Annotated in this window: 30 protein-coding genes and 2 pseudogenes; 13 read left to right on the top strand and 19 right to left on the bottom strand. The window is 63.6% G+C overall.

The window, feature by feature from the left end; translation table 11 throughout:
* Positions 1-46: 46 nt before the first annotated feature.
* The gene (locus AB6806_RS21090) at positions 47-598 is read right to left on the bottom strand and encodes an NIPSNAP family protein (RefSeq protein ID WP_370955487.1); all 552 of its coding nucleotides are present in this window, start codon (positions 596-598) and stop codon (positions 47-49) included.
* A 68-nt stretch (positions 599-666) separates the two neighbouring features.
* Here AB6806_RS21090 and AB6806_RS21095 point away from each other — a divergent pair, with 68 nt between their 5' ends.
* Positions 667-936 carry a type II toxin-antitoxin system ParD family antitoxin gene (locus tag AB6806_RS21095; RefSeq protein ID WP_305680200.1) on the top strand — a complete coding sequence of 90 codons (270 nt, stop codon included), beginning with the start codon at positions 667-669 and terminating at the stop codon, positions 934-936.
* A gap of 55 nt (positions 937-991) precedes the next feature.
* Positions 992-1,218, top strand: a pseudogene (locus AB6806_RS21100) (type II toxin-antitoxin system RelE/ParE family toxin).
* A gap of 874 nt (positions 1,219-2,092) precedes the next feature.
* Here AB6806_RS21100 and AB6806_RS21105 read toward each other — a convergent pair.
* The gene (locus tag AB6806_RS21105; protein WP_370955488.1) at positions 2,093-3,016 is read right to left on the bottom strand and encodes a LysR family transcriptional regulator; all 924 of its coding nucleotides are present in this window, start codon (positions 3,014-3,016) and stop codon (positions 2,093-2,095) included.
* Between the two features lie 90 nt (positions 3,017-3,106).
* On the opposite strand from AB6806_RS21105, the gene AB6806_RS21110 reads away from it, so the two are divergent.
* Both AB6806_RS21110 and AB6806_RS21115 read left to right on the top strand, forming a co-directional pair.
* Entirely contained in the window at positions 3,107-4,018 is a 912-nt protein-coding gene (locus AB6806_RS21110; protein ID WP_370955489.1) for an NAD-dependent epimerase/dehydratase family protein, read from the top strand.
* Positions 4,019-4,122: 104 nt separating this feature from the next.
* Complete coding sequence (locus AB6806_RS21115; RefSeq protein WP_370955490.1) at positions 4,123-4,863, top strand: SDR family NAD(P)-dependent oxidoreductase; 741 nt, start codon at positions 4,123-4,125, stop codon at positions 4,861-4,863.
* Between the two features lie 123 nt (positions 4,864-4,986).
* Here AB6806_RS21115 and AB6806_RS21120 read toward each other — a convergent pair whose 3' ends face one another.
* Entirely contained in the window at positions 4,987-5,940 is a 954-nt protein-coding gene (locus AB6806_RS21120; protein ID WP_370955491.1) for an SDR family NAD(P)-dependent oxidoreductase, read from the bottom strand.
* 120 nt (positions 5,941-6,060) lie between these two features.
* On the opposite strand from AB6806_RS21120, the gene AB6806_RS21125 reads away from it, so the two are divergent.
* The gene (locus AB6806_RS21125; protein ID WP_370955492.1) at positions 6,061-6,966 is read left to right on the top strand and encodes an AraC family transcriptional regulator; all 906 of its coding nucleotides are present in this window, start codon (positions 6,061-6,063) and stop codon (positions 6,964-6,966) included.
* 33 nt (positions 6,967-6,999) lie between these two features.
* Here AB6806_RS21125 and AB6806_RS21130 read toward each other — a convergent pair whose 3' ends face one another.
* Positions 7,000-8,217, bottom strand: coding sequence for an MFS transporter (locus tag AB6806_RS21130; RefSeq protein ID WP_370955493.1), 1,218 nt, complete (start codon positions 8,215-8,217; stop codon positions 7,000-7,002).
* Between the two features lie 172 nt (positions 8,218-8,389).
* On the opposite strand from AB6806_RS21130, the gene AB6806_RS21135 reads away from it, so the two are divergent.
* Positions 8,390-9,286, top strand: a complete 897-nt coding sequence (locus AB6806_RS21135; protein WP_370955494.1) for a LysR family transcriptional regulator — start codon at positions 8,390-8,392, stop codon at positions 9,284-9,286.
* Positions 9,287-9,617: 331 nt separating this feature from the next.
* Here the strand turns inward: AB6806_RS21135 and AB6806_RS21140 are convergent, their stop codons facing one another.
* Positions 9,618-10,490, bottom strand: a complete 873-nt coding sequence (locus AB6806_RS21140) for a LysR family transcriptional regulator (RefSeq protein WP_370955495.1) — start codon at positions 10,488-10,490, stop codon at positions 9,618-9,620.
* 117 nt (positions 10,491-10,607) lie between these two features.
* Between AB6806_RS21140 and AB6806_RS21145 the strand changes: the two genes are divergently transcribed.
* A complete protein-coding gene (locus AB6806_RS21145; protein WP_370955496.1) occupies positions 10,608-12,053 on the top strand; it encodes an MFS transporter in 1,446 nt (481 codons plus the stop codon).
* Here AB6806_RS21145 and AB6806_RS21150 read toward each other — a convergent pair.
* Positions 12,050-13,546, bottom strand: coding sequence for an MFS transporter (locus tag AB6806_RS21150; protein ID WP_370955497.1), 1,497 nt, complete (start codon positions 13,544-13,546; stop codon positions 12,050-12,052). The two genes, AB6806_RS21145 and AB6806_RS21150, sit on opposite strands and share 4 nt — an antisense overlap.
* Positions 13,547-13,623: 77 nt before the next feature.
* Between AB6806_RS21150 and AB6806_RS21155 the strand changes: the two genes are divergently transcribed.
* Positions 13,624-14,190 carry a TetR/AcrR family transcriptional regulator gene (locus tag AB6806_RS21155; RefSeq protein ID WP_370955498.1) on the top strand — a complete coding sequence of 189 codons (567 nt, stop codon included), beginning with the start codon at positions 13,624-13,626 and terminating at the stop codon, positions 14,188-14,190.
* Positions 14,191-14,299: 109 nt separating this feature from the next.
* On the opposite strand, the gene AB6806_RS21160 is transcribed toward AB6806_RS21155, so the two are convergent.
* From AB6806_RS21160 to AB6806_RS21210, 11 genes are all read right to left on the bottom strand, one after another.
* Positions 14,300-14,569, bottom strand: coding sequence for a hypothetical protein (locus tag AB6806_RS21160; protein ID WP_370955499.1), 270 nt, complete (start codon positions 14,567-14,569; stop codon positions 14,300-14,302).
* A gap of 152 nt (positions 14,570-14,721) precedes the next feature.
* Complete coding sequence (locus tag AB6806_RS21165; protein ID WP_370955500.1) at positions 14,722-15,609, bottom strand: SDR family NAD(P)-dependent oxidoreductase; 888 nt, start codon at positions 15,607-15,609, stop codon at positions 14,722-14,724.
* Between the two features lie 100 nt (positions 15,610-15,709).
* A complete protein-coding gene (locus AB6806_RS21170; protein WP_370955501.1) occupies positions 15,710-16,423 on the bottom strand; it encodes an SDR family oxidoreductase in 714 nt (237 codons plus the stop codon).
* Positions 16,424-16,446: 23 nt separating this feature from the next.
* Positions 16,447-16,779 carry a type II toxin-antitoxin system HicB family antitoxin gene (locus tag AB6806_RS21175; protein WP_012090880.1) on the bottom strand — a complete coding sequence of 111 codons (333 nt, stop codon included), beginning with the start codon at positions 16,777-16,779 and terminating at the stop codon, positions 16,447-16,449.
* Positions 16,776-17,030 (bottom strand): type II toxin-antitoxin system HicA family toxin, encoded by a 255-nt coding sequence (locus AB6806_RS21180; protein ID WP_370955502.1) that lies wholly within the window; start codon positions 17,028-17,030, stop codon positions 16,776-16,778. Before AB6806_RS21180 ends, AB6806_RS21175 begins: the two co-directional genes overlap by 4 nt.
* The gene (locus tag AB6806_RS21185; RefSeq protein ID WP_370955503.1) at positions 17,027-17,197 is read right to left on the bottom strand and encodes a hypothetical protein; all 171 of its coding nucleotides are present in this window, start codon (positions 17,195-17,197) and stop codon (positions 17,027-17,029) included. Before AB6806_RS21185 ends, AB6806_RS21180 begins: the two co-directional genes overlap by 4 nt.
* Before the next feature lie 932 nt (positions 17,198-18,129).
* On the bottom strand, positions 18,130-18,354 hold the full coding sequence (locus AB6806_RS21190; RefSeq protein WP_370955504.1) for a hypothetical protein: 225 nt from the start codon (positions 18,352-18,354) through the stop codon (positions 18,130-18,132).
* Positions 18,351-18,584, bottom strand: a complete 234-nt coding sequence (locus AB6806_RS21195) for a hypothetical protein (RefSeq protein WP_370955505.1) — start codon at positions 18,582-18,584, stop codon at positions 18,351-18,353. The genes AB6806_RS21190 and AB6806_RS21195 overlap by 4 nt, the downstream gene beginning before the upstream one ends.
* Before the next feature lie 12 nt (positions 18,585-18,596).
* Entirely contained in the window at positions 18,597-18,779 is a 183-nt protein-coding gene (locus tag AB6806_RS21200) for a hypothetical protein (RefSeq protein WP_370955506.1), read from the bottom strand.
* 111 nt (positions 18,780-18,890) lie between these two features.
* Positions 18,891-19,865 (bottom strand): NAD(P)/FAD-dependent oxidoreductase, encoded by a 975-nt coding sequence (locus AB6806_RS21205; protein WP_370955507.1) that lies wholly within the window; start codon positions 19,863-19,865, stop codon positions 18,891-18,893.
* A 71-nt stretch (positions 19,866-19,936) separates the two neighbouring features.
* Entirely contained in the window at positions 19,937-20,182 is a 246-nt protein-coding gene (locus tag AB6806_RS21210; protein ID WP_370955508.1) for a hypothetical protein, read from the bottom strand.
* A 575-nt stretch (positions 20,183-20,757) separates the two neighbouring features.
* On the opposite strand from AB6806_RS21210, the gene AB6806_RS21215 reads away from it, so the two are divergent.
* The 5 genes and pseudogenes from AB6806_RS21215 to AB6806_RS21235 all read left to right on the top strand — a co-directional run bounded on the left by AB6806_RS21215 (position 20,758) and on the right by AB6806_RS21235 (position 23,423).
* Positions 20,758-20,985, top strand: a complete 228-nt coding sequence (locus AB6806_RS21215) for an amino acid permease (RefSeq protein WP_370955536.1) — start codon at positions 20,758-20,760, stop codon at positions 20,983-20,985.
* Positions 20,930-21,328 (top strand): annotated as a pseudogene (locus AB6806_RS21220) (transposase); the annotation flags it as partial. The gene AB6806_RS21215 and the pseudogene AB6806_RS21220, both read left to right, overlap by 56 nt.
* 189 nt (positions 21,329-21,517) lie before the next feature.
* On the top strand, positions 21,518-21,727 hold the full coding sequence (locus AB6806_RS21225) for a cold-shock protein (protein ID WP_370955509.1): 210 nt from the start codon (positions 21,518-21,520) through the stop codon (positions 21,725-21,727).
* Positions 21,728-22,098: 371 nt separating this feature from the next.
* Complete coding sequence (locus AB6806_RS21230; protein ID WP_370955510.1) at positions 22,099-22,701, top strand: hypothetical protein; 603 nt, start codon at positions 22,099-22,101, stop codon at positions 22,699-22,701.
* A 134-nt stretch (positions 22,702-22,835) separates the two neighbouring features.
* A complete protein-coding gene (locus AB6806_RS21235; protein ID WP_370955511.1) occupies positions 22,836-23,423 on the top strand; it encodes a hypothetical protein in 588 nt (195 codons plus the stop codon).
* Positions 23,424-23,456: 33 nt separating this feature from the next.
* Here AB6806_RS21235 and AB6806_RS21240 read toward each other — a convergent pair whose 3' ends face one another.
* Both AB6806_RS21240 and AB6806_RS21245 read right to left on the bottom strand, forming a co-directional pair.
* The gene (locus AB6806_RS21240) at positions 23,457-23,873 is read right to left on the bottom strand and encodes a thiamine pyrophosphate-dependent enzyme (RefSeq protein ID WP_370955512.1); all 417 of its coding nucleotides are present in this window, start codon (positions 23,871-23,873) and stop codon (positions 23,457-23,459) included.
* A 332-nt stretch (positions 23,874-24,205) separates the two neighbouring features.
* Positions 24,206-25,216 (bottom strand): IS30 family transposase, encoded by a 1,011-nt coding sequence (locus AB6806_RS21245; RefSeq protein ID WP_370955513.1) that lies wholly within the window; start codon positions 25,214-25,216, stop codon positions 24,206-24,208.
* Positions 25,217-25,374: the final 158 nt, after the last annotated feature.

The following is a 25,374-nucleotide window of genomic DNA, read 5'->3' on the forward strand; positions in this document are numbered from 1 at the left end:
GACCCGGCGGGCTGGGGGCGCCACCATCGCCTGCCGTTCGCCGTGTTCAGCTCAACAGCGAACCATCGTTCGAGAGGGCGATCACGGACATCGCGTGATCGATGTGTTCAGGTCCGCCCTTCGGCGGCCAGGTGCCGGCGGCGTAGTGCCGCTCGCGCAGCTCGCTTCGCTGCTGGAGGCTCTCAAAACCCCAGATGTGGAGGATACGAGGGCGGCCATCGAGTGCGAACATGTTGATGACGAGGTGATCGGTATAGTCCTTGGCGGGTTCGATCGCCGCTTCCCAGCCCTCAAGCGTTGGCGGAAGACCTCCGACTGTCAGGAAATAGGTTCGAAACTCGTATATGCCGCCTGCCCGACGCGGTGCGGCCGGGGCCAGAAACGGAAAGCCCTCGTAGCTCTCCTGAGCAACGGAGATCGCAAGTCCGCCGACCCTGAAGGGATCGCGATCCAGCAGCGCGCGGCGGCGTTCTTCGCTGAGGTATTTCCAGCTGTCGAACTGCCGCAGAAGCAGCACTTGCCCGAGCTGGCCGATATCGGTTCGCCACCGGCCGAGAACGGTTCCCGCAGCGGCGTCAGCCAGCCACGCCGACGACACGCCACAGGAATAAGAATATTTGTGATTTTTGCTTATTATTGATATGATGATGGTATAGGAGGTGCCCCATGGCGACCATGACGATTTCCCTGCCTGATCCGATGAAGGACTGGATCGAGGCGCAGATCAAGGAAGGCGAGTACGCCAGCACGAGCGACTACGTTCGCGACCTCGTTCGCCGGGATCGTGAGCGCCGCGCCCATCCAGAACTCTCGCTCGACGACCTTCGCCGCATCGTCGATGAATCCCGCGCGAGCGGCATCAGCAAAAATTCCGTGTCCGACATCGTCGCCCGCGCCAAGAAGCAGGCCAAGGCCGACGGGTTCCTGAGTGAGTAGCTATAGCCTCACCGAACGCGCCGACGCCGACCTGTTCGACCTGACCCTCTACGGCATGAAGCAATTCGGAGCGCGGCAAGCTGAGGCCTATGCCGCCGACCTTGAGCGCATATTCCAATTGATCGCCGACACGCCCCGCATGGCCGCAAGGCTGACATCATCCGCCCTGGCGTGAGACGCCACGAGCACGGATCACACGTCATCCTCTATGAAGAAGCACCGAGCGGCATCACCGTTTTGGCTATCGTCCATCAGAGCAGCGTGAAGCGCCTGGCCCTGTAAGAGCGCTGGCATGACCCGCCGTACATCATCCCCGATTTGAGATCCGCAGAGCGATAAGGCAGAAGGCAAGATGTGCGGTGTAGTACCGCAATCTTGGCAGGGGGCCGCTGTGCGCCCCCGTGCACCCCCAAGCCTTTGGCGCATTCCGGCATCGAGCCAGCATCCGCCAAGCGAAACGTCCGCCGTTTCATCGCGCTCAGGGAAAGGCCTCCGTGCCCCTCCCCGAGAACCCACCCAGAACAACGCGCCGCCGTTGAATTCGGATCAGTGAGCGTTCCAGCTCCCCCGACACCCCCATGACCAAGGGCGACTCCGCTCCCCCTTGGAACCCATCGGCGAAGGGGCGTTCCTGCCCCTTCGATCCCTGATAACGGGCTTTCGCGCCCCTTGACCCACAACCGCCGTTCCGCTCCGGCATCCGACACGAGAGAATACGGCTCTACCCGTGGCCCCATGGCCAAGCCTCGCGTTAAGCATCTGCGCGCTTCAAGGCGCGGGCCAGTGTCCATCGGCCCACTTGATATGACGCCCGGATAATGCGGCAGCATGCGCCGTTCTCGTTTTTATTTCATCGAGTGTGCCAGCTTCCCGTCAGACGCCTACGGCGACCTGGTGCATTGCATGCCCTGCGGCAGGTCAACCGCGAGGGTTGACCTTCTTCCGTGAAAGGCCGTCTTCGCTCCGACGGCCGCGATCCAGTCCCGAACCGCTTTGGCGACGCTTGGGGATTCCTATGCAATCCGCCTTCAATGCGATTTCGCCGGCTACCTTCCTCAGATCGCCAACGTATACGGATGCTAAGTTCACATTCAGGTCGCCGTCCGTGAATGCTACTGCGGCAGCCGTTCGTCGCGGTGACGTCGGCAAACGACCGCTAGGCTCTCAGACCATCCCATTCCCGCAGTCGCATATTCGCAGAGGAGCGGATGCGATCAAGCAGCCACCGGGCGGCCGGGCCAGGAAGACTATCGGCCTTATAAATGGCCTGCATCGGCAAGAGCCCGGGTCCAGGCCCTTCCAGCATGATCTGGACAAGCTGTCCCGCCGCTAGATCGTCGGCAACCATCGGCAACGGCATATGTCCCCAGCCAAGGCCAGCGACCAGAAAGGCGTGCTTGGCGCCGAGATCGGAAAGACGCCATGTGTTGCTGCTCTGGACGCCGAGATCGACGCCCTTTGTCAACGCAGAGCGATCCGTAAGAACGAGTTGTGTCTCCGTTTCCGCCTGATCCAGCGGCACTGGTCCACGCCATCTGGCCAAAGCATGGTTCGGCGCCACCACGGTGACCATTTCGACCGACAGCAGGCGTTCTGACGAAAGAGACGGCGGGATCATCGGGTAGGTTCCCATGATGCCGACGCTGCACCGCCCGTCCACGACCAATTCGGCAACGGCGCCGAGTGCCTCGACGTGGAGGCGGAGCGGCGTGCTGGGATAGACCGATGCGAACGCGCTCACGGCTTCGGTTAGCAATCGCTGCGGGAACATGACATCGACCACGATCGACAGGACCGCCTCCAGGCCTGCCGAAAGGCTGCGCGCCTGGGCCTTCAATCTGTCCGCATCACGGACGATCTGCCGAGCTGACGGCAGCAGACTCTTTGCGCCGGCAGTGAGTTGTGGAAAGCGAGCGGTCCGCTCGAACAGCGTCAATCCCAATTGTGCTTCCAGGTTTGCGATCGTCTGGCTGACGACAGACTGCGCACGGCCCAGTTTGCGTCCCGCGGCTGAAAAGCTGCCCTCGTCGGCGGCGGCCACGAAGGTGCGAAGGTGATCCAGCGAAACGCCATCCAGCATGTATCGCCCAAACAGATATCAAACATCGGGTAAGATAGGCTTATCACATGGAGAGACGTCCGTATATTCCCATCCACGATAGGACGGGTCATGAAACAGCACATTTTGATATTCGGAGCAGGTGGGTTCGTAGGTGGCGGGGTATCCCGCCATCTCTCGGCAACAGGGCACGTCGTGCGCGGCGTCACGCGTTCGCCCGAGAGCGCGGAACGGCTTCGGGCCGCATCGATCACGCCGATTGTCGGCGATCTGGAAACCGGCCTGAATGCCTTGGCTGCGGCAACCAGGGATGCGGACGCAATCATATACGCCGCCCAACTCCACCCCGACGCTGAGCAACGCGCCGTCTCAGTACTGCTCGATACTATCGCCGGGACGAACAAGCGCTTCATCTTCACGTCGGGCACCGGCGTCTTCCTTCAGCGGACAGGCGGAGCCTGGAGCCAGGACAGCTTCTCCGAGGAGGATGTTTTTACGCCCGAGCCTTTGGCCGCACGCCGTATCGAGGTCGAAGCCCTCGTGCGTGCCGCCCCAAAGCGCGGCATCCATGGAATGGTCATTCGGCCGCCGCTGATCTGGGGTCCGGCCGATCATGGCCACGTCGCGATGACCTATCGCTCGGTCGCTGCGACGGGCGCCGCCTGCTACGTCGGCGAAGGGCTGGCCAGCTATTCGAACGTCCATATCGACGATATCGCCCGGCTCTATGCGCTGGCGATCGAACGCGGCGAAGCGGGCGCTCTCTATCATGGAGTCGGCGGAGAGATCCCGAACCGATGGATCGCGGAAGCTGTGGCGCGGGATCTCGGCTGTGAGGCGCGCAGCGTTACCCCGGAAGAAGCGAACGATGTTTGGGGCGAGTTCGGCGCCCTGATCATGGCCTCGTCAAGCCGGTCGCGTTCGCCGAGAGCCCGCGACGAACTCGGCTGGACGGCTGAAAGGACGGACATGCTTTCCACGATCGGCGAGCCGCGCCTGAAGGCTTTGGCCGAGAGCGCTTAGCCACTCAACTGACGGCACGTGCCGCCATCGAAACTCCGCCTCCGGCGGCCACTCGGCCACCGGCGAGGGCAGAGCTTTGTCACCAACAACGAAGGAAAACAGCCATGAGTACACATCAGGACAAGGTCGCGATCATCACTGGCGGCAAGCAGGGCATCGGGCGCGGCATCGCCAATCTTTTGGCACAGCGCGGCGCGAAAATCGTCCTCGTCAATCGCCAGGATGCCGCGAAGGAAGCGTCCGAAATCGGCAATGGCGCGGTCGCCATCGCCGCTGACGTGACGAATGAGGCCGACTGGGCGCGGGTTGCCGCCGAGGTGGAGCAGAAGTTAGGCCGTGCCGACATCCTCGTGCATGCGGCCGGCATCTACCCCATCACCGGACTTGATCAGATGACGCAGGACGAGTGGCGCCGCGTCATGGCCGTGAACCTCGATGCGCATGTGATCGGTGCCCGGGCGATCGTGCCGCTGATGCGAAAGGCCGGTGGTGGATCGATCGTCGCCGTGGGCTCCGACGCGGTGGGCATGGTGACACCGCCCGGAATGGGCTTCTCCCATTACATCACCTCGAAGATGGGCGTGGTCGGTCTCGTCCGCGCTCTCGCCAACGAACTCGCCGCTGACAACATCATCGTCAACGCCGTTCACCCCGGCATCACCGACACGGAAGGCGCGAGCGGCATGCCGAACGAGCAGAAGGCGCAGGTCTACATGATGCAGGCGATCAAGCGGCTCGGCACGCCGGCCGACATCGCCGGCCCGGTCGCCTTCCTCACCAGCGAGGACGCGCGTTTCGTCACCGGGCAAACGCTTGTGGTCGATGGCGGCCTGATGCGGCTCTGACCGGAAGTCGAGAACCCGCCAGCACGTCGGGTGAAACGGACGCGCTGGCGACCAGGAGGCGACGATGAAACGCTTCTACCATGCTGGGACCTGTTCGCTCGCGCCCCAAACCTCGTCGCGTTCTCAAATGGCGTTGACGCCGGCCAGCTTCGCCGACAGCTCCCAAAGCCGTTCGGCTTCGTCCGCGTCCGTCGCGTAGGCTTTGACCCCCACAAAGGCATCAGTGGCTGTCTCGGCGCGGATCGCCACGTCGCAATCTTCGCAATAGAGGCCGCCAAGAGCGTCAAGTTGCGGCGAGGTCGCTGCCCATAGCTGCGTCGCCGCGCCCTGCGCCGCGGTTTTGAAGGTCGGATCGGCGGGCGCTCCAGTCTCGTCGAGCCAGCCTTCTGCGGTCATCTCGATCTGTGTCAGATGACGCTGAAGCGGCGTAAAAATCTTGCCGGGATGAAGCGAGAACGCCCGCACGCCCCGATCTCGGCCGAGCCGATCGAGCTGGGCCGCAAACAATGCGTTGGCGGTCTTCGACTGCCCATAGGCAAGCCATTTGTCGTAGCCCTTTGTGAACTGCACGTCGTTCCATCGCATCGGCGAATTATGGTGGCCGGCGGAGGACACCGACACGACGCGCGCACCGCCCTGGAGCAAAGGCCAGAGAAGATTGGTCAGCGCAAAATGGCCAAGGTGATTGGTCGCGAACTGCGCCTCCCAACCGGGTCCCACCCGCGTTTCCGGGCAGGCCATGACGCCGGCGCTGTTGATGAGCATGTCGATGTGCCGACCGGATGCCAGAACGCGCTCGGCGAAGAGACGGACGCTGGCGAGGTCCGACAGATCGAGCGCGCCGATCGCGACACCGGGGATATCCTGTGTCGCTGCCTGCGCGGCTTCGGGATTGCGCGCGCCGACGAGCACGTCGACGCCGGCTGCGGCGAGCGCCTTCGTGGTTTCCAATCCGAGACCGGAATGACCGCCGGTGACGACGGCGTGTCTTCCTTTCAAGGCCAGTCCGAACAGGACGTCCGGAGCGGTGGTGCTGGCGCCAAAGCCCGAGCCGAGAGGGCATTGATGATCGGTCATATCTGTCTCCGAATTTGGCGGCAAAGCCGCTGACGTGTTTCGAAGAAGATCAGCCATCGCGGTCGAACGATCCATATTGTATAGTTCGGCGTTCTTTCGCGATCGTACGGAATTGCCGCCATGGACCCCTTATCCGATGTTCTCTCCCTGCTCAGGCCTCGGACCGCGATCAGCGCGGGCCTCGACGCGGGCGGGGAATGGGCGATCCGCTTCCCGGCGCACGACGGGATCAAGTTCAACGCGGTGATGAAGGGCGCGTGCTGGGTGAGCGTCGATGGCGAAACTGAACCTTTGCGTATCGAGGCCGGCGATAGCTTCCTGTTGACGCGCGGGCGTCCGTTCCACTTCGCGACTGACATGGCGCTTCCGGCGATCGACTCGGCGACAATCTATGACAAGGCGGTGGACGGCGTCGCGACCTGCAACGGCGGAGGGGACTTCTCGCTGATCGGTGGGCGTTTCTCGTTCGAGGGCGACCAAGCTGGATTGCTGTTCCACGCGCTGCCGGCCATCGTCCATGTCCGCGACGCGTCGAACCAGGCGGCGGTGCTCCGCTGGGCGCTGGAGCAACTGGCCGGGGAACTGAAGCAAGGCTCGCCCGGCGGCGCGTTGATGGCCGACCACCTCGCGCAGATCATGCTCCTCCAGGTGCTCAGGTTGTGGCTTGCGTCCGGCAAACCTTCCGGCTGGCTGGGAGCCATGGCCGACCCACGATTGACGCGGGCTATCGGCGCGATGCACGCCGACGCCGCGCGGCGTTGGAAATTGGCGGATCTGGCTGGGCTCGCCGGCATGTCGCGCACCACTTTCGCGGAACGGTTTCGCGAGGTTGTCGGGCAAACCCCGCTCGACTACCTCGCCGGCTGGCGCATGCGGCTCGCCGCCGATCGGCTCCATCGCAGCAGCGACAGTATCGCCAGTATCGGCTTCTCGGTCGGCTATGAGTCCGAGGCTGCGTTCAGCACGGCCTTTCGCCGTTTGATCGGGTGCACGCCAATGCAGCATCGGCGGATGTTGTCAGCCTGATCCTCTCGGGGTGCGGAGCCGGGACCGCTCGTCTCATGTCTGGCGTGCCAACGCTTTGTTCGTTCCAAAGACCACTCCGCCCAGGGAAATGGATAATATCGCGATGATGCTCCACGCAAACGAACCCGGTCCGGCTTGATCGAGCAGAACACCGCCCGAAATCCCGGCGGCGGCAACCGCGGTGTTCCAGGCGGTCGTGTACATGGACAGAGCGACATCGACGGAGTCGTCGGCCAACCGCGACAAGGCCGCTTGCGTCATCGCGGCAAATCCGCCGAAAGCCACCCCCCAGACAGAGACCGCCGCATAAACCATCACCGGCATCGAACCCCAGACCCCGAGCAACAGCGCTGCCACGGCAAAGACGAGGATGCCCGCAACGATGAGGAGCGGTAGGTGACGATCGACGGTGGCTCCCACGAGCCACAAGCCGACGAGGGAGGCCAGGCCGAACACAAGGAGGACGGCGCTCACGTTCGCCGCCATGCCGGCAGGCGCCAGGAACGGCTCAATATAAACATACAGAATGCTGTGAGCGGCGACGAACGTAACAACGACAAGGAGCACGGATCGGATGCCTGGCTTCCACAAGACCTCCGCAAGATTCGGCCGTTGATCCTTCGTCTGACCCGGAAAGTCCGGTAAGTTTGCAAGCGCGCATCCGACAAGCAGGCAGGCCATCGCGGACAGAACGCCGAACGCGCCATGCCAGCCGACTATGCGACCGAGCCACGCGCCGGCCGGAGCGCCCAGCGCCAGCGCCACGGTTGCTCCGGCACCCGAGATCGCAATCGCCCGCCCATGCAGATGCAGTGGCGTCATGCGGACCGCATAGCCTGCAAGCAGCGACCAGACGACGCCACCAAACACGCCGGCGACAAACCGCGCGCCCAACGAGATCCTGTAATCGCCGGAAAGCGCGGTGATAAGATTCACAACGGCGAAGCCGGCAATCGCTGCGACCAGCAGGCGCTGTCGGCGCATACCCTGCGTAAAAGCCGTCACCGGAATGGCGGCGATCAGTGCTCCGCAGGCATAAGCCGTGATGAACTGCCCAGCCGTGCTCTCGGATATGCTCAAGCCTTTCGCCATCGACACGAGCAATCCGGCAGGCATGATCTCGGTCATCAGCATGATGAAGGCTGCCATAGCGAGCGTCAGTAGGCCGGGGAGGGGGAGCACGCCTGCTACGTTGGCGCTGGAAGGCAATGCGACCTCGGCATCCGTGCCAGCCTGATTTCGGGATGTCATTTGGGCGTCTCCTCGATCTGTTCGCGAGACAGCACCAACCTTCCAACCTGCCCTTGCCCGAGAATGATGAAGCGGCTCGCCTGCTCGGCCTTGCAATGTAAGCATTTAACTCGGCAGAAAAATCAGCGATAATTCAACTCACTTGTGAATATTTGTCGTTCATGGAGCGGTGATGGATCGACTGGGTGCACTGAGCGCGTTCATGGAGGCGGCGGACGCCGGAGGGTTTACAGAGGCCAGCCGCCGGCTTGGCATATCGCCTTCCGCCGTCAGCAAGGCGGTGATTCGACTGGAGGAACGACTGCGCACGCGGCTCTTTCACCGGTCGACGCGCAGCATCACGTTGACGCCCGAGGGCCGGCTATTCCTCGAGCGCTGCCGGCGCATTGCAGCGGAAATGGAAGCCGCCGAGCTTGATCTCGCGCAGATTCACGAGGCCCCGCGTGGAAAGCTCAGGTTCAGCCTGCCATCCGCCGGCATGCCGTTCATGCCGATGCTGGCGGAGTTTCAGAAACGCTATCCTGAAATCGAACTCGATATCGACTGCTCCGACCGGCTGGTCGACGTGATCGAGGAAGGGTTCGATGCGGTGCTTCGAACCGGCGATGCCGCGGACTCTCGGCTGATGTCGCGGGTGATCGGTGGCTATCGCCAGGTCGTCGTCGTATCGCCGGATTATCTCAAGCGCAGGGCTATCCCCGAAACGCCCGACGATCTGAAAGAGCACGCCTGCATAATGTATCGGCAAGCCGCAACGGGGAAAGCTCTCCGATGGCCCTTCCGCCTCGGTGGCAAAGCAATCGATTTCGAGCCGCATGCGGCGACGATCACCAATCTACTCGAACCGCAACTGGTCTTCGCACGGCAAGGCGCTGGGCTCGCCTGCCTGCCGGCTTTTGCCGTTCAGGATGATCTGGAATGTGGAAGACTGGAAACGGTGCTCGATCGGTATCTTGAAGGCATTACGACGTTCCGCCTGCTATGGCCGTCGAGCCGGCATTTATCGCCGAAAGTCCGCGTCTTTGTGGACTTCATCGCTGAGCATCTGCCTTCGAAATTGCAGATGTAGGCCAGGGCTTTGCCATATCGACGGAGGCCCGCAGCTTGCGCTGAGTCCCGCTGCGAGCAGGGGAATATAGGGAAAGGTCGTCTGGCGGCGGCGCAAAGGTTTCCGGAACAGGCGCCAGGACTCCCTGCGCAAGCTCCACTTTAGCCGCACGGTCGGATGTGTAGATCAACCCCACACACGACTGGGAATTCGTCCGCGAGGGTCGTCCATCGTCCCATTGGCGCACCCGACCCAACGAAACGCCGACGACACCCCCGATGATTGTCAGATCGTTCGCGATAGATGCTCCCATGCGGGTGCCTGCGTCATAGCCACCAGGACAGTTCGACGTTCATCGCGAGCTCGGACTGAACTCCCCGACCAGTTCGCGGATCAGCGCCTGGATCCGCGCGGTCTTGTAGAGATCGGCATGGGCGACGAGCCAGACGTCAAAATCGGCCGAGCGCTCGGGCATGATCCGCACCAGCTCCGGCTCGGTGTCGGCGCGGTAGCAGGGCAGTTCGGCGATGCCGATGCCGGCTGCTGTCGCCTCGACGAGGGTAACGGATGAAGATGTTCGGAATACCACCTTGCCGCTGCCGGTCGGCTCCCCGCAGAAGGCGGAAGGCGTCGTCGGCGCCACTGACTGCTGATACGCGACGAGATCGTGGCCCGCGAACCCGTCGCCCGGGGGTGGCGTGCCACGCGCGGCGAGATAAGCGCGAGAGGCATAGATCCCAGTTTTGAGCGTAGCGAGGCGACGCACGATCAGGTCGGGCGCGTCCGGCCGGACAGTGCGAATGGCGATATCGGCCTCGCGCCTGGTCAGGTTGGCGACGTCCTGCGAGATCAGGCAGACGACCTCGATGCCGGGATGTTCGGCGCGCATGCGGACGATGGCCGGAATGACGAACCGCTTGCCAAGCGAGTCGGTCGTTGCCACCCGCACCGAGCCGGTTAGCCGCTCGTCAAGTCCCATCACCCGTCGCTCCATCTGCGCGACGGACCGTTCGATCGCTTCGACCGGTTCGATCAGCGCTTCACCGGCCGGCGTCAGCACATAGAGGGACGGCGTGCGAAGGAACAGCCGCGCGCCGAGTTCTTCCTCCAATGCCGCCAGCCTTCGGCCGACCGTCGCCTGATCGACGCGCATCTGCCGGGCGGCGCCACGCAACGTGCCCGCACGCGCAATGGCCAGAAAGAAGCGCGCATTGTCCCAGTTCATCGTGACCTTTCCCCGCGATGCAAAGCAGCTGATGCAATTTTGCGTCATCGAGGAGCAGATATACTGCTTTATCGCATCATGTGCATTCCTAGAATTGGACCTTGCAGGAGGTGTCCGATGACAGGATGCGACATATTGGAAGACAGTCATGCCTGCGCCACCGCTCTCGACGACGGCGCAATTTCGGCGAGGCGGCGCAGGCTTACCCTATGGCTCGTGGCCGGCGGTATGTTCATGGCGGTGCTCGACGCCACGATCGTCAACGTCGCACTACCGGCGATACGCGCCGATCTTGATGCGACGGTCGGCGGCCTCGCCTGGATTGTCGATGCCTACACACTGAGCATGGCGGCGCTCATCCTTGCTGGAGGCGTTCTTGCGGATCGCTGGGGCGCGAAGCGCATCTATCTCGCAGGGCTGGCACTGTTTGTCCTCGCTTCCGCTCTGTGTGGAGCGGCAGGCACCGTCGCGTGGCTTGTCGCGGCCCGACTGGTGCAGGGCGTCGGAGCCGCGCTGTTCCTACCCGCCTCACTGGCCGTCGTGCGGGGCACCTTCGACGATCCTGATGAACGAGCGAGCGCGATCGCGACGTGGGCCGGCATCGCCTCCGTCGCGGCGGCGATCGGACCCGTGGTCGGCGGGTTGCTGGTCAGCGGTCTCGGGTGGCGCAGCGTCTTCTTCGTCAACGTACCGACCGGCCTGCTGGCGTTCTGTCTGTCGGCATGGATCGTGCGGCTCCCCCTGACGCAACAGGTGAAGCGGTTCGACCGGGGCGGCCAACTCACCAGCATCGTCATGCTCGGCGCCCTCTGCTTCGCCGCAATCGAATTGCCGGAACGCGGCGCAGGCTCGCCCCTAGTCTGGCTGGCGGCGACCGTCGCGATCGGCGCCGCGTTGGGCTGGTTTCTGATCGAGCACCGCACGCGCGATCCGATGGTGCCGCTTATGTGGTTCCGCAACCTGACCTTTCTCGCGGCCAACCTCGTGGGTTGTCTCGTCTATATCGGCTATTTCGGAATGCTGTTCATCCTGAGCCTTTATCTGCACGGCGACTATGGGTTCGACGCCCGCGAGACCGGCCTTGCCCTGCTGCCTGTCGCGGCGAGCCTCTCGGTCGGCAATGTGATTGCTGGCAGGCTTCAGGCGCATGTGTCACAGCGCCGCCTTATCGCGGGCAGCCTGATCTTCGCGGCTCTTTCCGCGCCCTTGGCCGCCGGGCTGCTGGTCGCTCATGCATCCTGGCCGGCTATAGTAGGGGCGCTTGCCGTCTTCGGTGTGGGCACGTCCGCTTCTGTCCCGCCGATGATCGCTACCGTGCTCGAACAGGTTCCCGAGGCCGCCTCGGGCGTGGCGTCCGGTCTGCTGAACGCGCTGCGCCAGACCGGGAGCCTGCTCGGCGTTGCTGCTGCGAGCGCCGCCTCGGCGCTGGCGCCGAGCCCACCCGCGGCGTTGTCGATAGTCGCAGGAATGGCTGCCGCCGTTTACGCCATCGCCGCAGGCCTGGCGATTGGCTGGATCCGCGCGCCCGCCTACGCCACATCCAATCTCACCGAACATGGTTAGTTCGTCGAAACCGTCGCCTGGCGTTTCAACGCGGAAGTGGCGAGCAGGCTAACGAGGATGCCGATGGCGGCGAGCCAGAAAGCGAGTTGAGCGCCTTTCGCGACGGCGATGCGCAGGGCATCGCCGGTCAACCCGCTGACGTGCCGGTTAGCGATGGCGATCAGGACCGCCAGACCGATGGCGTTACCAACACTGAGCGCCGTGGATGCCATCCCGGAAGCCACGCCCTGCTCGTCATGATGGACGCCTGATGCGGCCGCAATCCACATACCCGTCCAGACGATGCCCTGTCCGACGCCGGAGACGATCAAGCCCGGCACGATGGCGAGGTAGCTGCTGTCCGCACTCGCGCCGGGCACGAGCAGCGCCGTGCCAACGGCACCAACCACCATGCCGGTGATCAAGGTCGCGCGGGTGGAAAGCTGGGTCGCCAGCCGCTCACCGATCTGCGTACCCGCAGCAATGGCAATAGACGGGATCAGGAAGGCAACGCCGGTCTGGAGCGCCGTGAACCCGTGGACGTTCTGGAACAAAACCGTCTGGAAGTAGGGCAGCGCGCCGAAAGTGCCCATGTAGAGGAAGGTGATCGTCATGGCGGCGACGAGACTCTTATTGCGGAACAGCCGCAACGGCATCAACGGATCGGCAGCGCGCGCCTCGATCGTGGCGAAGGCGACGAGAAAGATCGCCGAGAGCGCGAACGCCCACAAAATCGTCGACGAGGTCCAGCCGAACTCCGGTCCCTGCACCAGGGCGAAGACCAGCAGCGTCGCGCCGGCCGAGACCGTCAGCGCTCCGGCCAAGTCGAAGCTACGATGCACATGCCGCGTTGGGTCGCGCGGGATCACAAAGAAGGCCGCGAGGATGGCGAGGCCGGCCAGCGCAACATTGACATAGAATACGGCCGGCCAGCCCCAGGCGGCAGTCAGGAAGCCGCCCGCCAGAGCGCCGATGGTCAGCCCGCTCGCGCCGGCGCCGCCCCACACAGCAAGCGCACGGTTGCGCTCCGGCCCCTCGGCGAACAGGCGGTTAAGGAGCGAGAGTGTCGCTGGAAACAGGAAGGCGGCGCCGATCCCCTGCACGGCGCGCGCGCCGACGATCACTGCCGGCGACCAGGCCAGACCGCCTGCAAGCGAGGACAGGGCATAGAGCCAGAGCGCGAAGATGAACATGCGCCGCTGGCCGACGAGGTCAGCGGCCCGGCCGCCGAACAGGAGAAAGCCGCCGCAAAGAACCATATAGGCGCTGACCACCCATTGCAGCGTCTGGCCGGAGAAGCCGAGACCCGCGCCGATCTCTGGCAACGCGACGAAAACGATGTTGATATCGAGCGAATAGATCAGTTGGGCGAAGGCGAGCAGCGCCAGTGCCGCCGCTCGCCTCCCTCCGATCCCTCTCGCCTGTCCTGCCTGATCCGATGTGCTCATGCCGATCTCCATTCCAATGATTCTTTGTTGATCATCAAAGAATGAAGGCTTGCGCCGAGCAGTCAAGCGAATTATTTGTTACTCGATCAAGAATGGAGATTCGCATGGCGGGACGCCCGCGGGAGTTCGACCGGGACGAGGCTTTGGCCAAGGCGCGCGATGCCTTCTGGTCGCGCGGCTATGAAGGCGTGTCGATGGCGGATCTGGTTTCGACGCTGGGCCTTGCCTCGGCCCGCATCTATGCAGCCTTCGGCTCGAAAGAGGCGCTCTTCCGGGAAGCTGTGGCGCTCTACGATGCCGACGAGGGGGGCTTTGCGACGCGGGCGCTTGCAGAGGAGCCATCCGCCCTTCAGGCTATCGAGCGGATTCTGCGCGAGGCGGTCAAAACCTACACGGCCAAGGATCGGCCGCAGGGCTGTATGGTGGTGTCAGCGGCGACCAACTGCACCAGCGACAATGAAAGCGTACGCGAGTGGCTGGCGGACTATCGCCGGCGGCGCACGACGTCATTGGTCGAGCGGTTGGAGCGCGCGGTCGCAGAGGGCGAGTTGAAGCCCGGCACCGATCCCCGGATGCTCGGCGACTATTATGCCACCGTCCTGCATGGCCTTTCCGTGCAGGCACGCGACGGCGTTCCGAAGAAGCGCCTATTGGCGATAATCCCGACCGTGATGCAGGCCGTCGATGCAGTTAGCGCACGGGAAAGTTAGCAATCGCCATGCAATTCGCGCCGCCGCCAAACAGAATACTGCGCCTATTCCTGCCGAGCCAAAGCGATAAATTCTGGATCGAGGCGGAGCGACTGTTCGCAACAAGGCTTCAGCCTTTCGCCAACGGCCAAGCCATGATTGCGGCGATCATGGCTGGGACCGCGAACACCGCAGCGAGGATCGGCAGTTCCTGGTAAATCGTATAGCCTGCACGCATCACGCCCACAGTCAGGTTGACGACCGCGATCGCGAGCCAGACGGGAAGGAAAACTTTCGCGGCAATCGCGACTCCGGAGATGTCGCCGCCCCACAGTTTTCCGAATAGCGCGAAGACGGCTAACTGAGCGATTCCGCCGATAATCACAAGCAGCATATGCATGCTCGTCCCCTCATTCGACCCTTAGTCGGGATGTGCTGCCGGCCAACCGGCAGCACAGCATGTTCAGTGCGCACCGGGGAAGCGGCCTTGCAGCCGTTGCGGGGGATTCGGAAAGACCGGAGCGCGAAGCTCCGGTCTTCATCGGGCGCTGCTCAAGCCTTGACGCGTGGGTGGAGCAGGTCTTCCAGGCCGATGTTGCGGTACATCTCACGACGCATGCGGTCGGCGACGCCATTGACGATCTCGGCGCCGTCCTGCGAGGGATCGACATGAACCCGGAACGGGCGCTTGCCGAAGGGGGTGTCGACGACGCGGACGATCTCGCGAGCGACCTCGGCCGGCTCCAGGCCTGCCAGGCCCTTCAGGGCCTTGTCGACGATGCCGGCGTAGGGACCGGCTTCGTACTCGGCGGCGCGGGCGGTGTCCGCCGGAGAGCCGGAGTGGGCGAAATGGTTCCTACCCTTGGTGAAGGCGCCCGGGACCATGATCGTCGTCTCGATGCCCCACAGGGCGAGCTCGGTCGAATAGGAAACTGCCAGGGCGTCCATCGCCGCCTTGGCCGCGAAATAGGGCGCCAGGAAGGGTGGGGTGCCGCCTCGTGTCGAAGACGATCCGACCCAGATCATCAGGGCCTTGCCCTGGCCGCGCAGGTGCGGAAGCGCGGCACGGTTCACCCGCTGGGCGCCCAGGACGTTGACATCGTACTGCTGGATGAACTGGTCCGGGGTGAATGCCTCGGCCGGTCCGAACATCATGTGCCCGGCATTGTGGACGATGACGTCGAGACGGCCGGCGTCCTTCAGGATGTAGGCGACGCCCGCTTCAGCCGAGGCGTCGGACTGGACGTCGAGCTCCGTGGTGCGCAGATCGACGCCTTCGGCCCTGGACCATTCAGCAACCTCGATCACGCGGGGGGCGTTCTTGCCCTCGGTTTCGCGCATGGTGGCGTAGACGGTGTGGCCGGCCTGGGCGAGCGCCTTGGCGGTCATGAGGCCGAAGCCCGAAGAAGCGCCGGTGACGAGGATGACTTGCTTGGACATGACGATATTCCTTGTTCTGGAAGCCCTCCCGCACCGCTCTCGGGCGATGCGGCCCAGGCCGTGGGATTGGTGAGGTTCAGTCGGAAAGGTCGGAGAAGGTTCAGACGATGCCGCCATTGGCGCGCAGGGTCTGGCCGTTGATCCAGGCGCCATCCGGTCCGACCAGGAAGGCGACGGCGGCGGCAATGTCCTCGGGCTGGCCCAGGCGTTCCAGCGGTGCCATCTTCGACAGGCGGTCGATGACCTCCTGCGGCTTGCCGTCGAGGAAAAGCTTGGTGGCGGTCGGTCCAGGGGCAATGGCGTTGACGGTGATGGCCCGGCCCCGCAGTTCCTTGGTCAGGATGCTGGTCATGGCCTCGACCGCGGCCTTGGTGGCCGCATAGACGCCATAGCTCGGCTGAAGCATGGTCGTGACGCTGGACGAGAAGTTGACGATCCGGCCGCCGTCACGCAGGCGCTTGGCCGCTTCGCCCAGGGTGTTGAACGTGCCCTTCAGATTGGTCGCGATCTGGCGATCGAACAGCGCGTCGTCGCTGTCGGTGATCGTCGCCAGCGTCATGATGCCGGCATTGTTGATCAGCACGTCGACGCCGCCAAAGGCGGTCTCGGCGGAGTCGAACATGCGGCGCACGGCTTGCGCATCGGAGATATCGGCCTGTGCGGTGACCGCGCGCCCGCCGGCGGCTTCGATCCGGGCAACCACGGCCTCAGCCGAGGCGGCGTTGCCAGCGTACTTCACGACGACAGTGAAGCCGTCTTTGCCGAGGCGTTCGGCGACGGCCGCGCCGATGCCGCATGTTCTGTCTCCTTTCAATCCGGTCGAACCGAACGGGGCCGCTATTCAGCGGCCTCCCTGATTGTCCCGACGATCCATTCATTCAGGCTCTTGCCCGATGCTGCGGCGGCAATGACTGCTGCGGCATGGTCGTCAGGCGTGAGGCGGACATTGAACTTGCCAGAGAACTTCCGGCGCGGCTCGATGCCCTTCTCCCGGCACATTTCGAGATACACGGCCAGCGACTTACGGCCTTCCTCGATCAGATCGTGGACGCTTTCGGCATAGAAGTCGGCCCCACCATTCAGGCCGACAAACTCGCCGCGCAGCATTTGAATCTCGGGGTCGAAAGCGATGACCGCCTTCTCACCATTGATTTCAACGACATTGTTCATGGCTTTACTCCGTGTTCGTCCAGCCATTTACGGATGCTGGCAACCGCACCTTTGTCCGTATCCGGTGATGGATGCGGGCGATGAAAGACGCGCACTTCACCGAACAGGAATACGCCGACGCGCGAACCTTCGCGCTCGCTGACTTCTGCCCCGAGAGCTGCAAACAGCGCCTCTATGTCGGCCCAGCGGATCGAACCGTTGACCGGGCGGGCGTAGATCAGTTCCAGCGTGGCTCTGTGACGCTTTTTCATGAAGTAGCAGTATCAGTTTTCAGTACTGCTTTCAAGGTCGATTTTGACCCCGGCATCGGTCGATCCGCCGTCAGGGTCAAAGAGTTCATCGAACACGTCGCCGAACGCTCGAATACCTCGATCTCGGCTTCTGTGACCGGCACGGGATCGGGCCAGTCGTCGGTCACGGTCCATGTGCTGAGGTCATGCTTGGGCGCCTGCCGGGGAAAGGCCACGGATAGCCCAGCAATTCCCTCAAGCTGCTCCGACGCCGTAGGCGGTTGTGAACTGATGGGGGTGGATGCCCGCCTCCGCGTGGCGTCGTAAGGTGCCGCCCAGCGCCATGGTGGCGCGTCGCAGGAGGAGTCCATGTCGGACGTTCATATTCTGACGATCGATCTCGCCAAGCGAAGCTTTCAGGTGTGAAGCGGCACGCGCTTTGACCCCACCATCGGCGCGTAGACTGACCACTGCGCTCACCAGATTGTGGCAATCTTCTCAGCGTCTTGCGACGAATTTTGCGGGGGGGCGCCTTGGACGCCTAACGGGGGGTCAAACGGCGCGCCGATTCACACCGATTTCCGGCTGCCGCTCGGCGGTGATCGCGGCGAGATGGCCACGATAGCGCTCGAGGAAGGCACGGGGTACGATCGACGTCGCCCGCCAGAAAAGTCATGGAGATGCGATGCTAACAAGGGCCGCCCGGCATCACGGCCGGCAACGTCTTCCGCCATCGACGATCAGTTCAGATCCCGGGACACTTCTGCCTCGTCCGAGGCGAAATTGGCCGCAGGCCAAGCGATATCCTCCGGCTCGATTTTCCTGACAACTCGTTCGACTGCCATCTCGGCGTCACGTCTCGTCTGGAAGCGTCCCCGTAAAGTCGCACCCTTGTCTGCCGTCCTCGTGGCTCGTGGCAAAGAAGCTAACCCATCGTCCCGCTCGAAAGTTCGTTAGCGTTGGCCGCGACCAGATCGTAGGGCCATCGAACGCCAAAACCTCCATGGTCCGTGGTCAAGAGACCGCGCGAGCCGGCCGAACGACGCGCGCCCGTTCGACTCTGCAGCGCTAGCTTCCCGCTCTGTTGCCGAGGCGCATGACTGGGACCACCGAAAATTGGTTAGGGCCGAGCGACGGACCTAACGCCGCGGCTCACGCGCTTGCTGACGCCGCCCTGCGCGTCTGTGTCGTTTGCGACATCCCCCTCGATCGTGTTTCGGCCTTGCGACGCCTCGAGATCGTCGGCCGTCGCGCCCGCGCGCGTCACACCCTTGCTGCCGCCGATCATCGGGTTGCCCTTCAGATTTGCGTCTGTCGGGTTCGCTGTCTTGTGATGCTTCGTCATGGTTCGCCTACCCCGTCCTGATGCGCCGGCCGCGATCCACCACCCTTTCGCTCCGCCTCATGGTGGTGGTGACGATCCCGTTCGCCGCCGCCACCCGAGATCTTACTGCGGCGGGGACCGTCAGCAGCTGGCGGCGGCTTCCCGACCTCCAGAGGGGCCTTCGCGTTCTCGTGGGACGCGCCGGGACCGCCTTGCCTGATGCTGGCCGGTGTCTTCGTCGATGTGGACATGGTCGACCTCCCTCAGCGATCCTGCTGATAGCCCTGATGCGTCGTGTTCTGCTTGATGTTCGCGTGTCGGCCCTCTTGCTCGGGCTTCCGCGAGCGCTGCTGATCTGCCGCCTCGGTAACCTGCGCGGACCTGTCGCCGCCGGTTCCCTTGTCGCTGCGGTTCGCCGGCGGCACCGGCAATACCTTCTTGCTCATCGAAACCTCCTGATACGACTGTCTACCGCTGCGATTGATCAACTGGCGAGATCGCCTGACGTTCCCAATCTCGAAAGGCAGCGGCTCTGGTTCCCGCCATCGAGACGCCGGTCACTTGGGGTGAACCGGCTTCGATCCGCGGTGCGCATTCCCTGTCGAAACTGCGCTTGCCTGCTGTGAAAATCCGGCGAGATCCTCCTTCAGCAGTTCGTTATTGATGGCAAAGGCCGCCGCCGCGCCTTCACCAGCCGCGACGATCGCGAATTGCACATGGCGAGAGGCATCCCCGGCGACGAACACGCCGGGCACACCAGTCTTGCCGTAACGACCGGTCCTCACCGCTTTGGCTTTGCCTCCGGTCACGCCAAGCTGACGGACGATCTCGACATTGGCCTTGCCATCCGATCGGAAGAAGAGCGCGTCGACAGACAGGGTCTCGCCTGATGTGAAGACGATATGCTCCAAATCTCCAGCTCTACCCTCCAGCCGCGCGATCGGCTCCTCGCGAAGTGCGATATTGCTCCTGGCCAGGCGACGACGCTCGACTGGCCGCAATTCACAAGGACCGTCGCTGACGAGAACTAGTTCCGACGTCCAACCGGTGAGTTCGAGGGCAAGACCCAAGGCAACATTCGAGCGGCCGTAGACCCCCACGCGTCGATCCCTCTGTTCGTAGCCGTCGCAATAGGGGCAGTGCCACACGCTGTGGCCGTAGAATGCGTCGATGCCTGGAATCGGCGGCAACGCATCGGTAACGCCAGTGGCGACCAACAATTTGCGACCGACGAAGGCCTCGCCTTTTGCACTGCCCAGCTGGAAGCCAGATTCGCAGCGCGCAGCATTGACGACTTCCGTATTCCCGCGCAGCTCGACCCTCTCGTAGGACCGCAACTCGTCACGCGCGATCTGCAGGAACTCTGCAGGATTTGCGCCATCGCGCGTGAGATAGCCGCCGATCCTGCTCGACCTTCGATTGCGCTGCTTGCCCGCATCACACACGAGAACTCGGCGGCGCGCCCGTGCCAGAATCAGCGCCGCCGACAGGCCGGCCGGCCCTCCTCCCACGATAAGAACATCATGATGCATCTTCTATGCTCCGCGAGCCTCAGCGACCCATCGTTGCCATCGAGCGCTCGTCACAGTTCGGTCTCGCCGTGCTATGGGCCGCATTGGCCTTTGGCGACGCCGCGGGTACCTGAGTGCGCTTGGTCATTCTTTTGTATCGCGTCGGCCGCCCGCAGAATTTCCGTCGTCGGAATTCGATCTTCCCGAAGATGCAATTCGACAAAGTCACGGCTCGATCGGGACAGATGGGCAAGTTCGGCGATCCAGTCGTGGCCGGCAAAGCGGTCTCCAAAGGAGATCGCCAGCTGCCGGCCAGTCAGCAAAGTGACATCGGCCATGTCGGTGCTCCCTTTCGGCACGCAACGCCGGGAAGCAGATGGCGTTCCAAAGAAAGTCAGACGATCGGAGGCCGCATTCCGCCCATGCGCACTCGTGCTCGATCTCCAACGTCGTCGTCGTCGCGATGGCGTCGCCTAGCTCAGGCGGCGCTCTCGGCCAAGCTGCTGCCCGAGAGCCGGCCGCTAGATTCTCTCCTCCGGAAAAACGGGTTGCGCTGCTGACAGCAACGCCGCGACCCGCCCGCAGCCTTACCTTCTTCCAGCAACCAGGGAGTTGCCGCCTTGGTGCTTTCGCCGCGGCGCGATTCCATGGCTGGCGGAGTTGCATCTCTTTGGAGGTGGTGTTTCGCTTCGCGAGGAGATCAGAGATCAGACTGGCCAAGCGGGCGGTCGAGCGCTCACGCCTCTTTGCAGATCCGTCATGCATCGTTTGGCGTCGCTAGCCGTTCGAAGTCGTAGATCTTTGACGTACGACCTGGGGGCCGACGGTTCTCCGCAACGGAGATTGCCTGATGCAGGAGACCACGCGCGCCCACCCGCAGCCCACGCTCTTTCTGTTCGACGGCATCGTCATCATGGTCGGGATCGTCGTTGGCATCGGCATCTTCAAGACGCCGGCGCTGGTTGCGGCCAATGTCTCCTCGGAATTCGCATTCATCGCGGTCTGGGTCGCGGGCGGTCTCATCACGCTGATCGGCGCCCTGTGCTACGCTGAGCTGGCGTCCGCACATCCCCATGCCGGCGGCGAAGCTTCGGCAGTTCCGCCGGCCCTTCGCGGTGCCGCGCGACGGTATCGATCCTGAAGGCCTCGTGCGCTACCGGGCGATCAAGCGCGACTGCGACGCCTGTTCCCTGAAGCCGCAGTGCTGTCCGAAAGATCCTGCTCGCAAGATTCTCCGCTCCATCCACGAAGGCGCCCGCGACATGGCGCGACATCGCCGCCACCGATGCCTACGTCACCTCACGACGCGAGCGGAAGAAGGTCGAGATGCTGTTCGCGCATCTCAAGCGCATCCTCGGGCTCGACCGCCTGCGCCTGCGGGGACCATGCGGCGCCCGCGACGAGTCCTCCTCGCAGCCACCGCCCAGAACCTCAGGAGAATGGCGAAGCTGACGCCGGTCGGAGCACAGCCCCTGGCGGCATGAGGGCGAACGCCCTCAGCGATCCGTTCAGCCTCAATCGGCAGCAGACCCAGCGCCGACTTCTTCAACACAATCGGCCAATTCGGGAAGCAGGGCGGCCGCTCGCTGACTAGTCGATCTCCATGTCACGTTCGCCTTGCCGATTTCGTCAGTCATGGCATGTTGGCGTCTCTGATGATGGAAAGGTATGAAATGGCGACTGGCACAGTGAAGTGGTTCAATGCGACCAAGGGCTTTGGCTTCATCCAGCCGGACGATGGCGGCCAGGATGTCTTCGTTCACATCAGCGCGGTCGAGCGGGCCGGTCTGCGCGACCTCCGGGACGGCCAGAAGATCTCCTACGAGCTCGTTCAGGATAAGCGGTCGGGCAAGGCGTCGGCGGACAATTTGCGCGCCGAGTGAGGCCTGGCGCCGGGCGGCATGCAGCCGCGGCGCTTGCCGATCAAGGCTCCAGCCCGTCCGTGGCCTCCGATTCGTCGGCGGCGTCCCGGGAACCCTTGTCATCCTCCTCGCCGATGGTGATCTGAGCCCTTAAAACTGGATCGCTTTGAGCCAGAGTTTCCGCGTCGTGTCCCATATGTGTGAATCGGCAGGCGCTTTGACCCCACCATCGGCGCGCAAGCGGGCCACACCACTCACCAGATTACGGCAATCTTCTCAGCGCCTTCCGACGAATTTGGCGGCGTCCGGGCTCGGGCGCCTAACGGGGGTCAAACGGCGCGCCGATTCACATCTATCTCGCGCTGACCGATCCGGCCCTGCTCGAACGCCGCATGAAGGCCGGGCCGGCTGCCGAGATCCGGCCGGCGCAGAAGATCATCATCACGCTGGCCTTCATCGCCCTCGTCCTGATGCCGGTGGTCTCCGCCTTCGATCACCGCTTCGGCTGGTCGCAAGTCCCGGCCTGGCTCTCCGTCCTCGGCAACGCGCTCGTCGCCTTGGGGCTGATGATCGATCGGAGCCTTTCGTTGCCCTCTTATAGCACGAAGCAGGATTGCATCCCTTCTGAGATGGATCGAGAATCTCGCGCTGCTCTGGGGTTATGCCATGGGCCAAAGCCTAATCGGGCTCGCGCTGACGCACGGCTTCCCGCGGCTGGCGGGCACGTCATGACGAGCGTCGCAAAAGTGGCGAGGCGCTCCTTTGGCTGGCTCGCCGGGCCGGCCGCCTGGGCGGCCTTCTTCCTCGTCGCCTATGCTTCGGAATCGCTCATCTGCACGCGCCTGGGCGAGCTCGGCTGGCATGGCGCGATTGTCGTTATGGCTGCGTCCATCACCGTTCTGCTGATTGCAGGCCGGCTCTGCCTAAGCGTGAGCAAGCACGTAGCGCCACGGAGCGTTTTCGGGCGCGCGCCGGCCTCGCGCTCGGCTGGTTGAGCCTGCTCGCGATCGGCTGCACGGTGCTGGATGTACTCATCCTCCCGGCCTTCACCTGACGAAACCGGAAGGAACCACCGCAGAGACGGCATCGTTGACTGAGAATGTTGAGATTTCTCAGAAGGATTGATGCCATGCTGCGGACGATCAGCCGCTCCTACCGGAGCTTCGAAGATGCCCGAAATGTCGTCGTCCGACTGTCGAAGGCCGGCATTCCCGCTGCCCGGATCGGTCTCGTCGGCCGGCAGGAAGGCGGTGACGACAACACGGCGGCGGGCGCCGGCATCGGTGGTGCGGCCGGAGCCGCGACAGGTTTCGCCCTCGGCATTGGCGCCCTCAGCCTGCCGGGCGTCGGTGCCGTGATCGCCGCAGGGTGGTTCCTGACTTCGGCAGCGGCCGGAGCCTTGGCCGGTGGTATTTTGGGGGCCTTGATGGATGCCGGCGTCACCGAGCAACAGGCGAGCCAGCATGGACAGGAACTGGAGCGCGGCTCGGCTCTCGTCGTCGTTCAGGCAGAGCCCGAGGAGGCGGGCCGAGCCGAAGCGATCATGGATGCCGGCATGCCGGCATCGAGCCGCGCGACCTGTCCAGGGTCGTGTCCTCAGCTTCGCCCTGGCAACAAGGTTGTCAACACCGAGCGCGCCGTCTTTGCCAGCACGCTGCGCGCGGCAGGATCGCCGGCAGCAAGCGCGCCGCAAAGCCGCGCGCCTGCTCGAAGGTGATATGGGGCGGCAACGGCGGAATGTCGGGATCGGTCACCATATCGAGCACGAAGGGGCGTTTGGCAGCGAGCGCGCGGTCCCAGGCTGGGCCGACCTCGCTCGGCTCAGTGACGCGCTCGCCATCGATGCCCATGAGCCGGGCGATGTCGGCATAGGGCAGGTCCGGTAAATGCTGGCTGCTCGGCCATTTCGGGTCTCCAGCCTGCACGCGTCCTCCCAGGTCACATAGGCAAGCTCGCGGTTGTTGAGCACCATGACGATGACGCGAGGATCGCTCCAGTCGCGCCAATACTTGGCGATGGTGATGAGCTCGCCAAGACCGTTCATCTGCATGGCCCCGTCGCCGACCAGTGCGATGACGGGGCGCTCTGGATGGGCGAACTTTGCAGCGATCGCATAAGGGACGGCGCAGCCCATAGTCGCGAGCGTGCCGGAGACGGAACCCATCATTCCGGCACGGAAGCGCAGATTGCGCGCGTGCCAGACCGTGGTCGTGCCGCTGTCGGCCGTGACGATGCTCGCTTCCGGCAGCCGCGCGGAGAGCTCCTGCGCGACTTGCTGCGGGTTGATCGGGTGGGCTTCGATCGCAGCCAGCTCGGCAAGCTCAGCCCAGGTTTCGCGGGTATTCTCTTCGATCTCAAAAAATCCATGCGACGCTTAATCGGGCTACATCGCGCGATTATATGGGCTAAACGACGGCCAATCGGGCTACACGACAGAGACCGGTGACCTCTCTAACGGCTGTGAGTTCTCGCTGAAGCGCGACTTGCGGCTGGGCGATCCTATCCGACGGCCCGCATCTGGGCGAGGAGCTTCTGCCGGAAGACTTCCGCCGGCGTCTTGTAGCCAAGGCACTTTCGCGGCGTGGTGTTCAATCGCTCGCAGATGTCCTTCAGCTCCTGGTCGGTGATGGAGAGGGGATCGACGTCTCTCGATAGCCATTTCCTGGCTCGTGCGTTCATGTTCTCGACGGTGCCCTTCTGCCAGGGCGATTGCGGGTCGCAGAACCAGGTCTGGGCCCCGATCCCGGCTTGGAGATAGGGCCAGTCGGTGAACTCCGTGCCGCGGTCGAAGGTGATCGAGCGGCGTGCGCGATGGGGCAGGGCGCGCATCACGCTGATGAGCCGCTCCATGATGGGCCGCGATTGCCGATCGTTGTTGCGTAGCAGAACGGTGAAGCGGCTGACCCGTTCGACCAGCGATGTCACATTCGCCTTGCCGAACTTCTGACGGAACTGGATGAGATCGCACTCCCAGTGCCCAAACTGCTTTCGGTCGGCGACGACGTCCGGGCGGCGCAGGATGTTCAGCTCCGGGCTGAAGCGCTGCCCATGCCGGCGCCTGGCATGCCGCAGGCGGCGGCGCGCGCGGTGTTCCGGCAGATGCCGCCAGAGCTTGATGGCCTGACCGTCCGCCGAATAGGCGAACTTGTAGATCGTCTCGTGGCTGACCGAGATCGGATGACGCTCGAGCCGCATCCGGCCCGCGATCTGCTGCGGCGACCAGCCGTGCTGAATCCGTTCGATGACCGATTGGCGCACATGGGAGAAGCGCGTGAGCTTCCTGAGCCTGGTGCGCCGCTCGCGGGCCATGTCATGCGCCGTTACGCAATGGTAGCCGTTGAGCTCCGGCCATTCCTTGTCAATGAAGGCGTTGCGCCGCAGCTCCCGGAAAATCGTCGAGCGATGCCGGCCGAGCTTCTCCGCAATGACATCGACGCTCAATCCCATGTCGCGCCATCGGGCGAGCTTGCGACGGTCGTTCAGGTCCATCTGGGAGTAGGTGCGTTGCATCGCTGCGTTCCTGCGGCTGATAACCCATTGGGATCATTCGCAAGTCGCACTTCAAACTTGAACCCACCTGCCTACACCCCGTGTCAGAACCCGATAGACAAGTCTCTTCTTGCGCTCATTAGAGATGTCACTGGATGAATACTTCAATGTCATCTGAA

Origin of the sequence: Allobosea sp. RCC_152_1 (genome assembly GCF_041360765.1) — a bacterium.
In the GTDB taxonomy this organism is placed as follows: domain Bacteria; phylum Pseudomonadota; class Alphaproteobacteria; order Rhizobiales; family Beijerinckiaceae; genus Allobosea; species Allobosea spartocytisi.

Coding starts and splice junctions, on each gene's coding strand:
- AB6806_RS21105 (WP_370955488.1), bottom strand. CDS start 3,016: ATGCTGGATGGCGTTTCGCTGGATCACCTTCGCACCTTCGTGGCCGCC.
- AB6806_RS21175 (WP_012090880.1), bottom strand. CDS start 16,779: ATGAACAATGTCGTTGAAATCAATGGTGAGAAGGCGGTCATCGCTTTC.
- AB6806_RS21110 (WP_370955489.1), top strand. CDS start 3,107: ATGAAACAGCACATTTTGATATTCGGAGCAGGTGGGTTCGTAGGTGGC.
- AB6806_RS21190 (WP_370955504.1), bottom strand. CDS start 18,354: ATGACGAAGCATCACAAGACAGCGAACCCGACAGACGCAAATCTGAAG.
- AB6806_RS21130 (WP_370955493.1), bottom strand. CDS start 8,217: ATGACATCCCGAAATCAGGCTGGCACGGATGCCGAGGTCGCATTGCCT.
- AB6806_RS21215 (WP_370955536.1), top strand. CDS start 20,758: ATGGTCGGGATCGTCGTTGGCATCGGCATCTTCAAGACGCCGGCGCTG.
- AB6806_RS21235 (WP_370955511.1), top strand. CDS start 22,836: ATGCTGCGGACGATCAGCCGCTCCTACCGGAGCTTCGAAGATGCCCGA.
- AB6806_RS21245 (WP_370955513.1), bottom strand. CDS start 25,216: ATGCAACGCACCTACTCCCAGATGGACCTGAACGACCGTCGCAAGCTC.
- AB6806_RS21135 (WP_370955494.1), top strand. CDS start 8,390: ATGGATCGACTGGGTGCACTGAGCGCGTTCATGGAGGCGGCGGACGCC.
- AB6806_RS21230 (WP_370955510.1), top strand. CDS start 22,099: ATGAAGGCCGGGCCGGCTGCCGAGATCCGGCCGGCGCAGAAGATCATC.
- AB6806_RS21095 (WP_305680200.1), top strand. CDS start 667: ATGGCGACCATGACGATTTCCCTGCCTGATCCGATGAAGGACTGGATC.
- AB6806_RS21195 (WP_370955505.1), bottom strand. CDS start 18,584: ATGTCCACATCGACGAAGACACCGGCCAGCATCAGGCAAGGCGGTCCC.
- AB6806_RS21145 (WP_370955496.1), top strand. CDS start 10,608: ATGACAGGATGCGACATATTGGAAGACAGTCATGCCTGCGCCACCGCT.
- AB6806_RS21120 (WP_370955491.1), bottom strand. CDS start 5,940: ATGACCGATCATCAATGCCCTCTCGGCTCGGGCTTTGGCGCCAGCACC.
- AB6806_RS21225 (WP_370955509.1), top strand. CDS start 21,518: ATGGCGACTGGCACAGTGAAGTGGTTCAATGCGACCAAGGGCTTTGGC.
- AB6806_RS21140 (WP_370955495.1), bottom strand. CDS start 10,490: ATGAACTGGGACAATGCGCGCTTCTTTCTGGCCATTGCGCGTGCGGGC.
- AB6806_RS21115 (WP_370955490.1), top strand. CDS start 4,123: ATGAGTACACATCAGGACAAGGTCGCGATCATCACTGGCGGCAAGCAG.
- AB6806_RS21210 (WP_370955508.1), bottom strand. CDS start 20,182: ATGGCCGATGTCACTTTGCTGACTGGCCGGCAGCTGGCGATCTCCTTT.
- AB6806_RS21160 (WP_370955499.1), bottom strand. CDS start 14,569: ATGCATATGCTGCTTGTGATTATCGGCGGAATCGCTCAGTTAGCCGTC.
- AB6806_RS21180 (WP_370955502.1), bottom strand. CDS start 17,030: ATGAAAAAGCGTCACAGAGCCACGCTGGAACTGATCTACGCCCGCCCG.
- AB6806_RS21240 (WP_370955512.1), bottom strand. CDS start 23,873: ATGATGGGTTCCGTCTCCGGCACGCTCGCGACTATGGGCTGCGCCGTC.
- AB6806_RS21200 (WP_370955506.1), bottom strand. CDS start 18,779: ATGAGCAAGAAGGTATTGCCGGTGCCGCCGGCGAACCGCAGCGACAAG.
- AB6806_RS21165 (WP_370955500.1), bottom strand. CDS start 15,609: ATGTCCAAGCAAGTCATCCTCGTCACCGGCGCTTCTTCGGGCTTCGGC.
- AB6806_RS21125 (WP_370955492.1), top strand. CDS start 6,061: ATGGACCCCTTATCCGATGTTCTCTCCCTGCTCAGGCCTCGGACCGCG.
- AB6806_RS21205 (WP_370955507.1), bottom strand. CDS start 19,865: ATGCATCATGATGTTCTTATCGTGGGAGGAGGGCCGGCCGGCCTGTCG.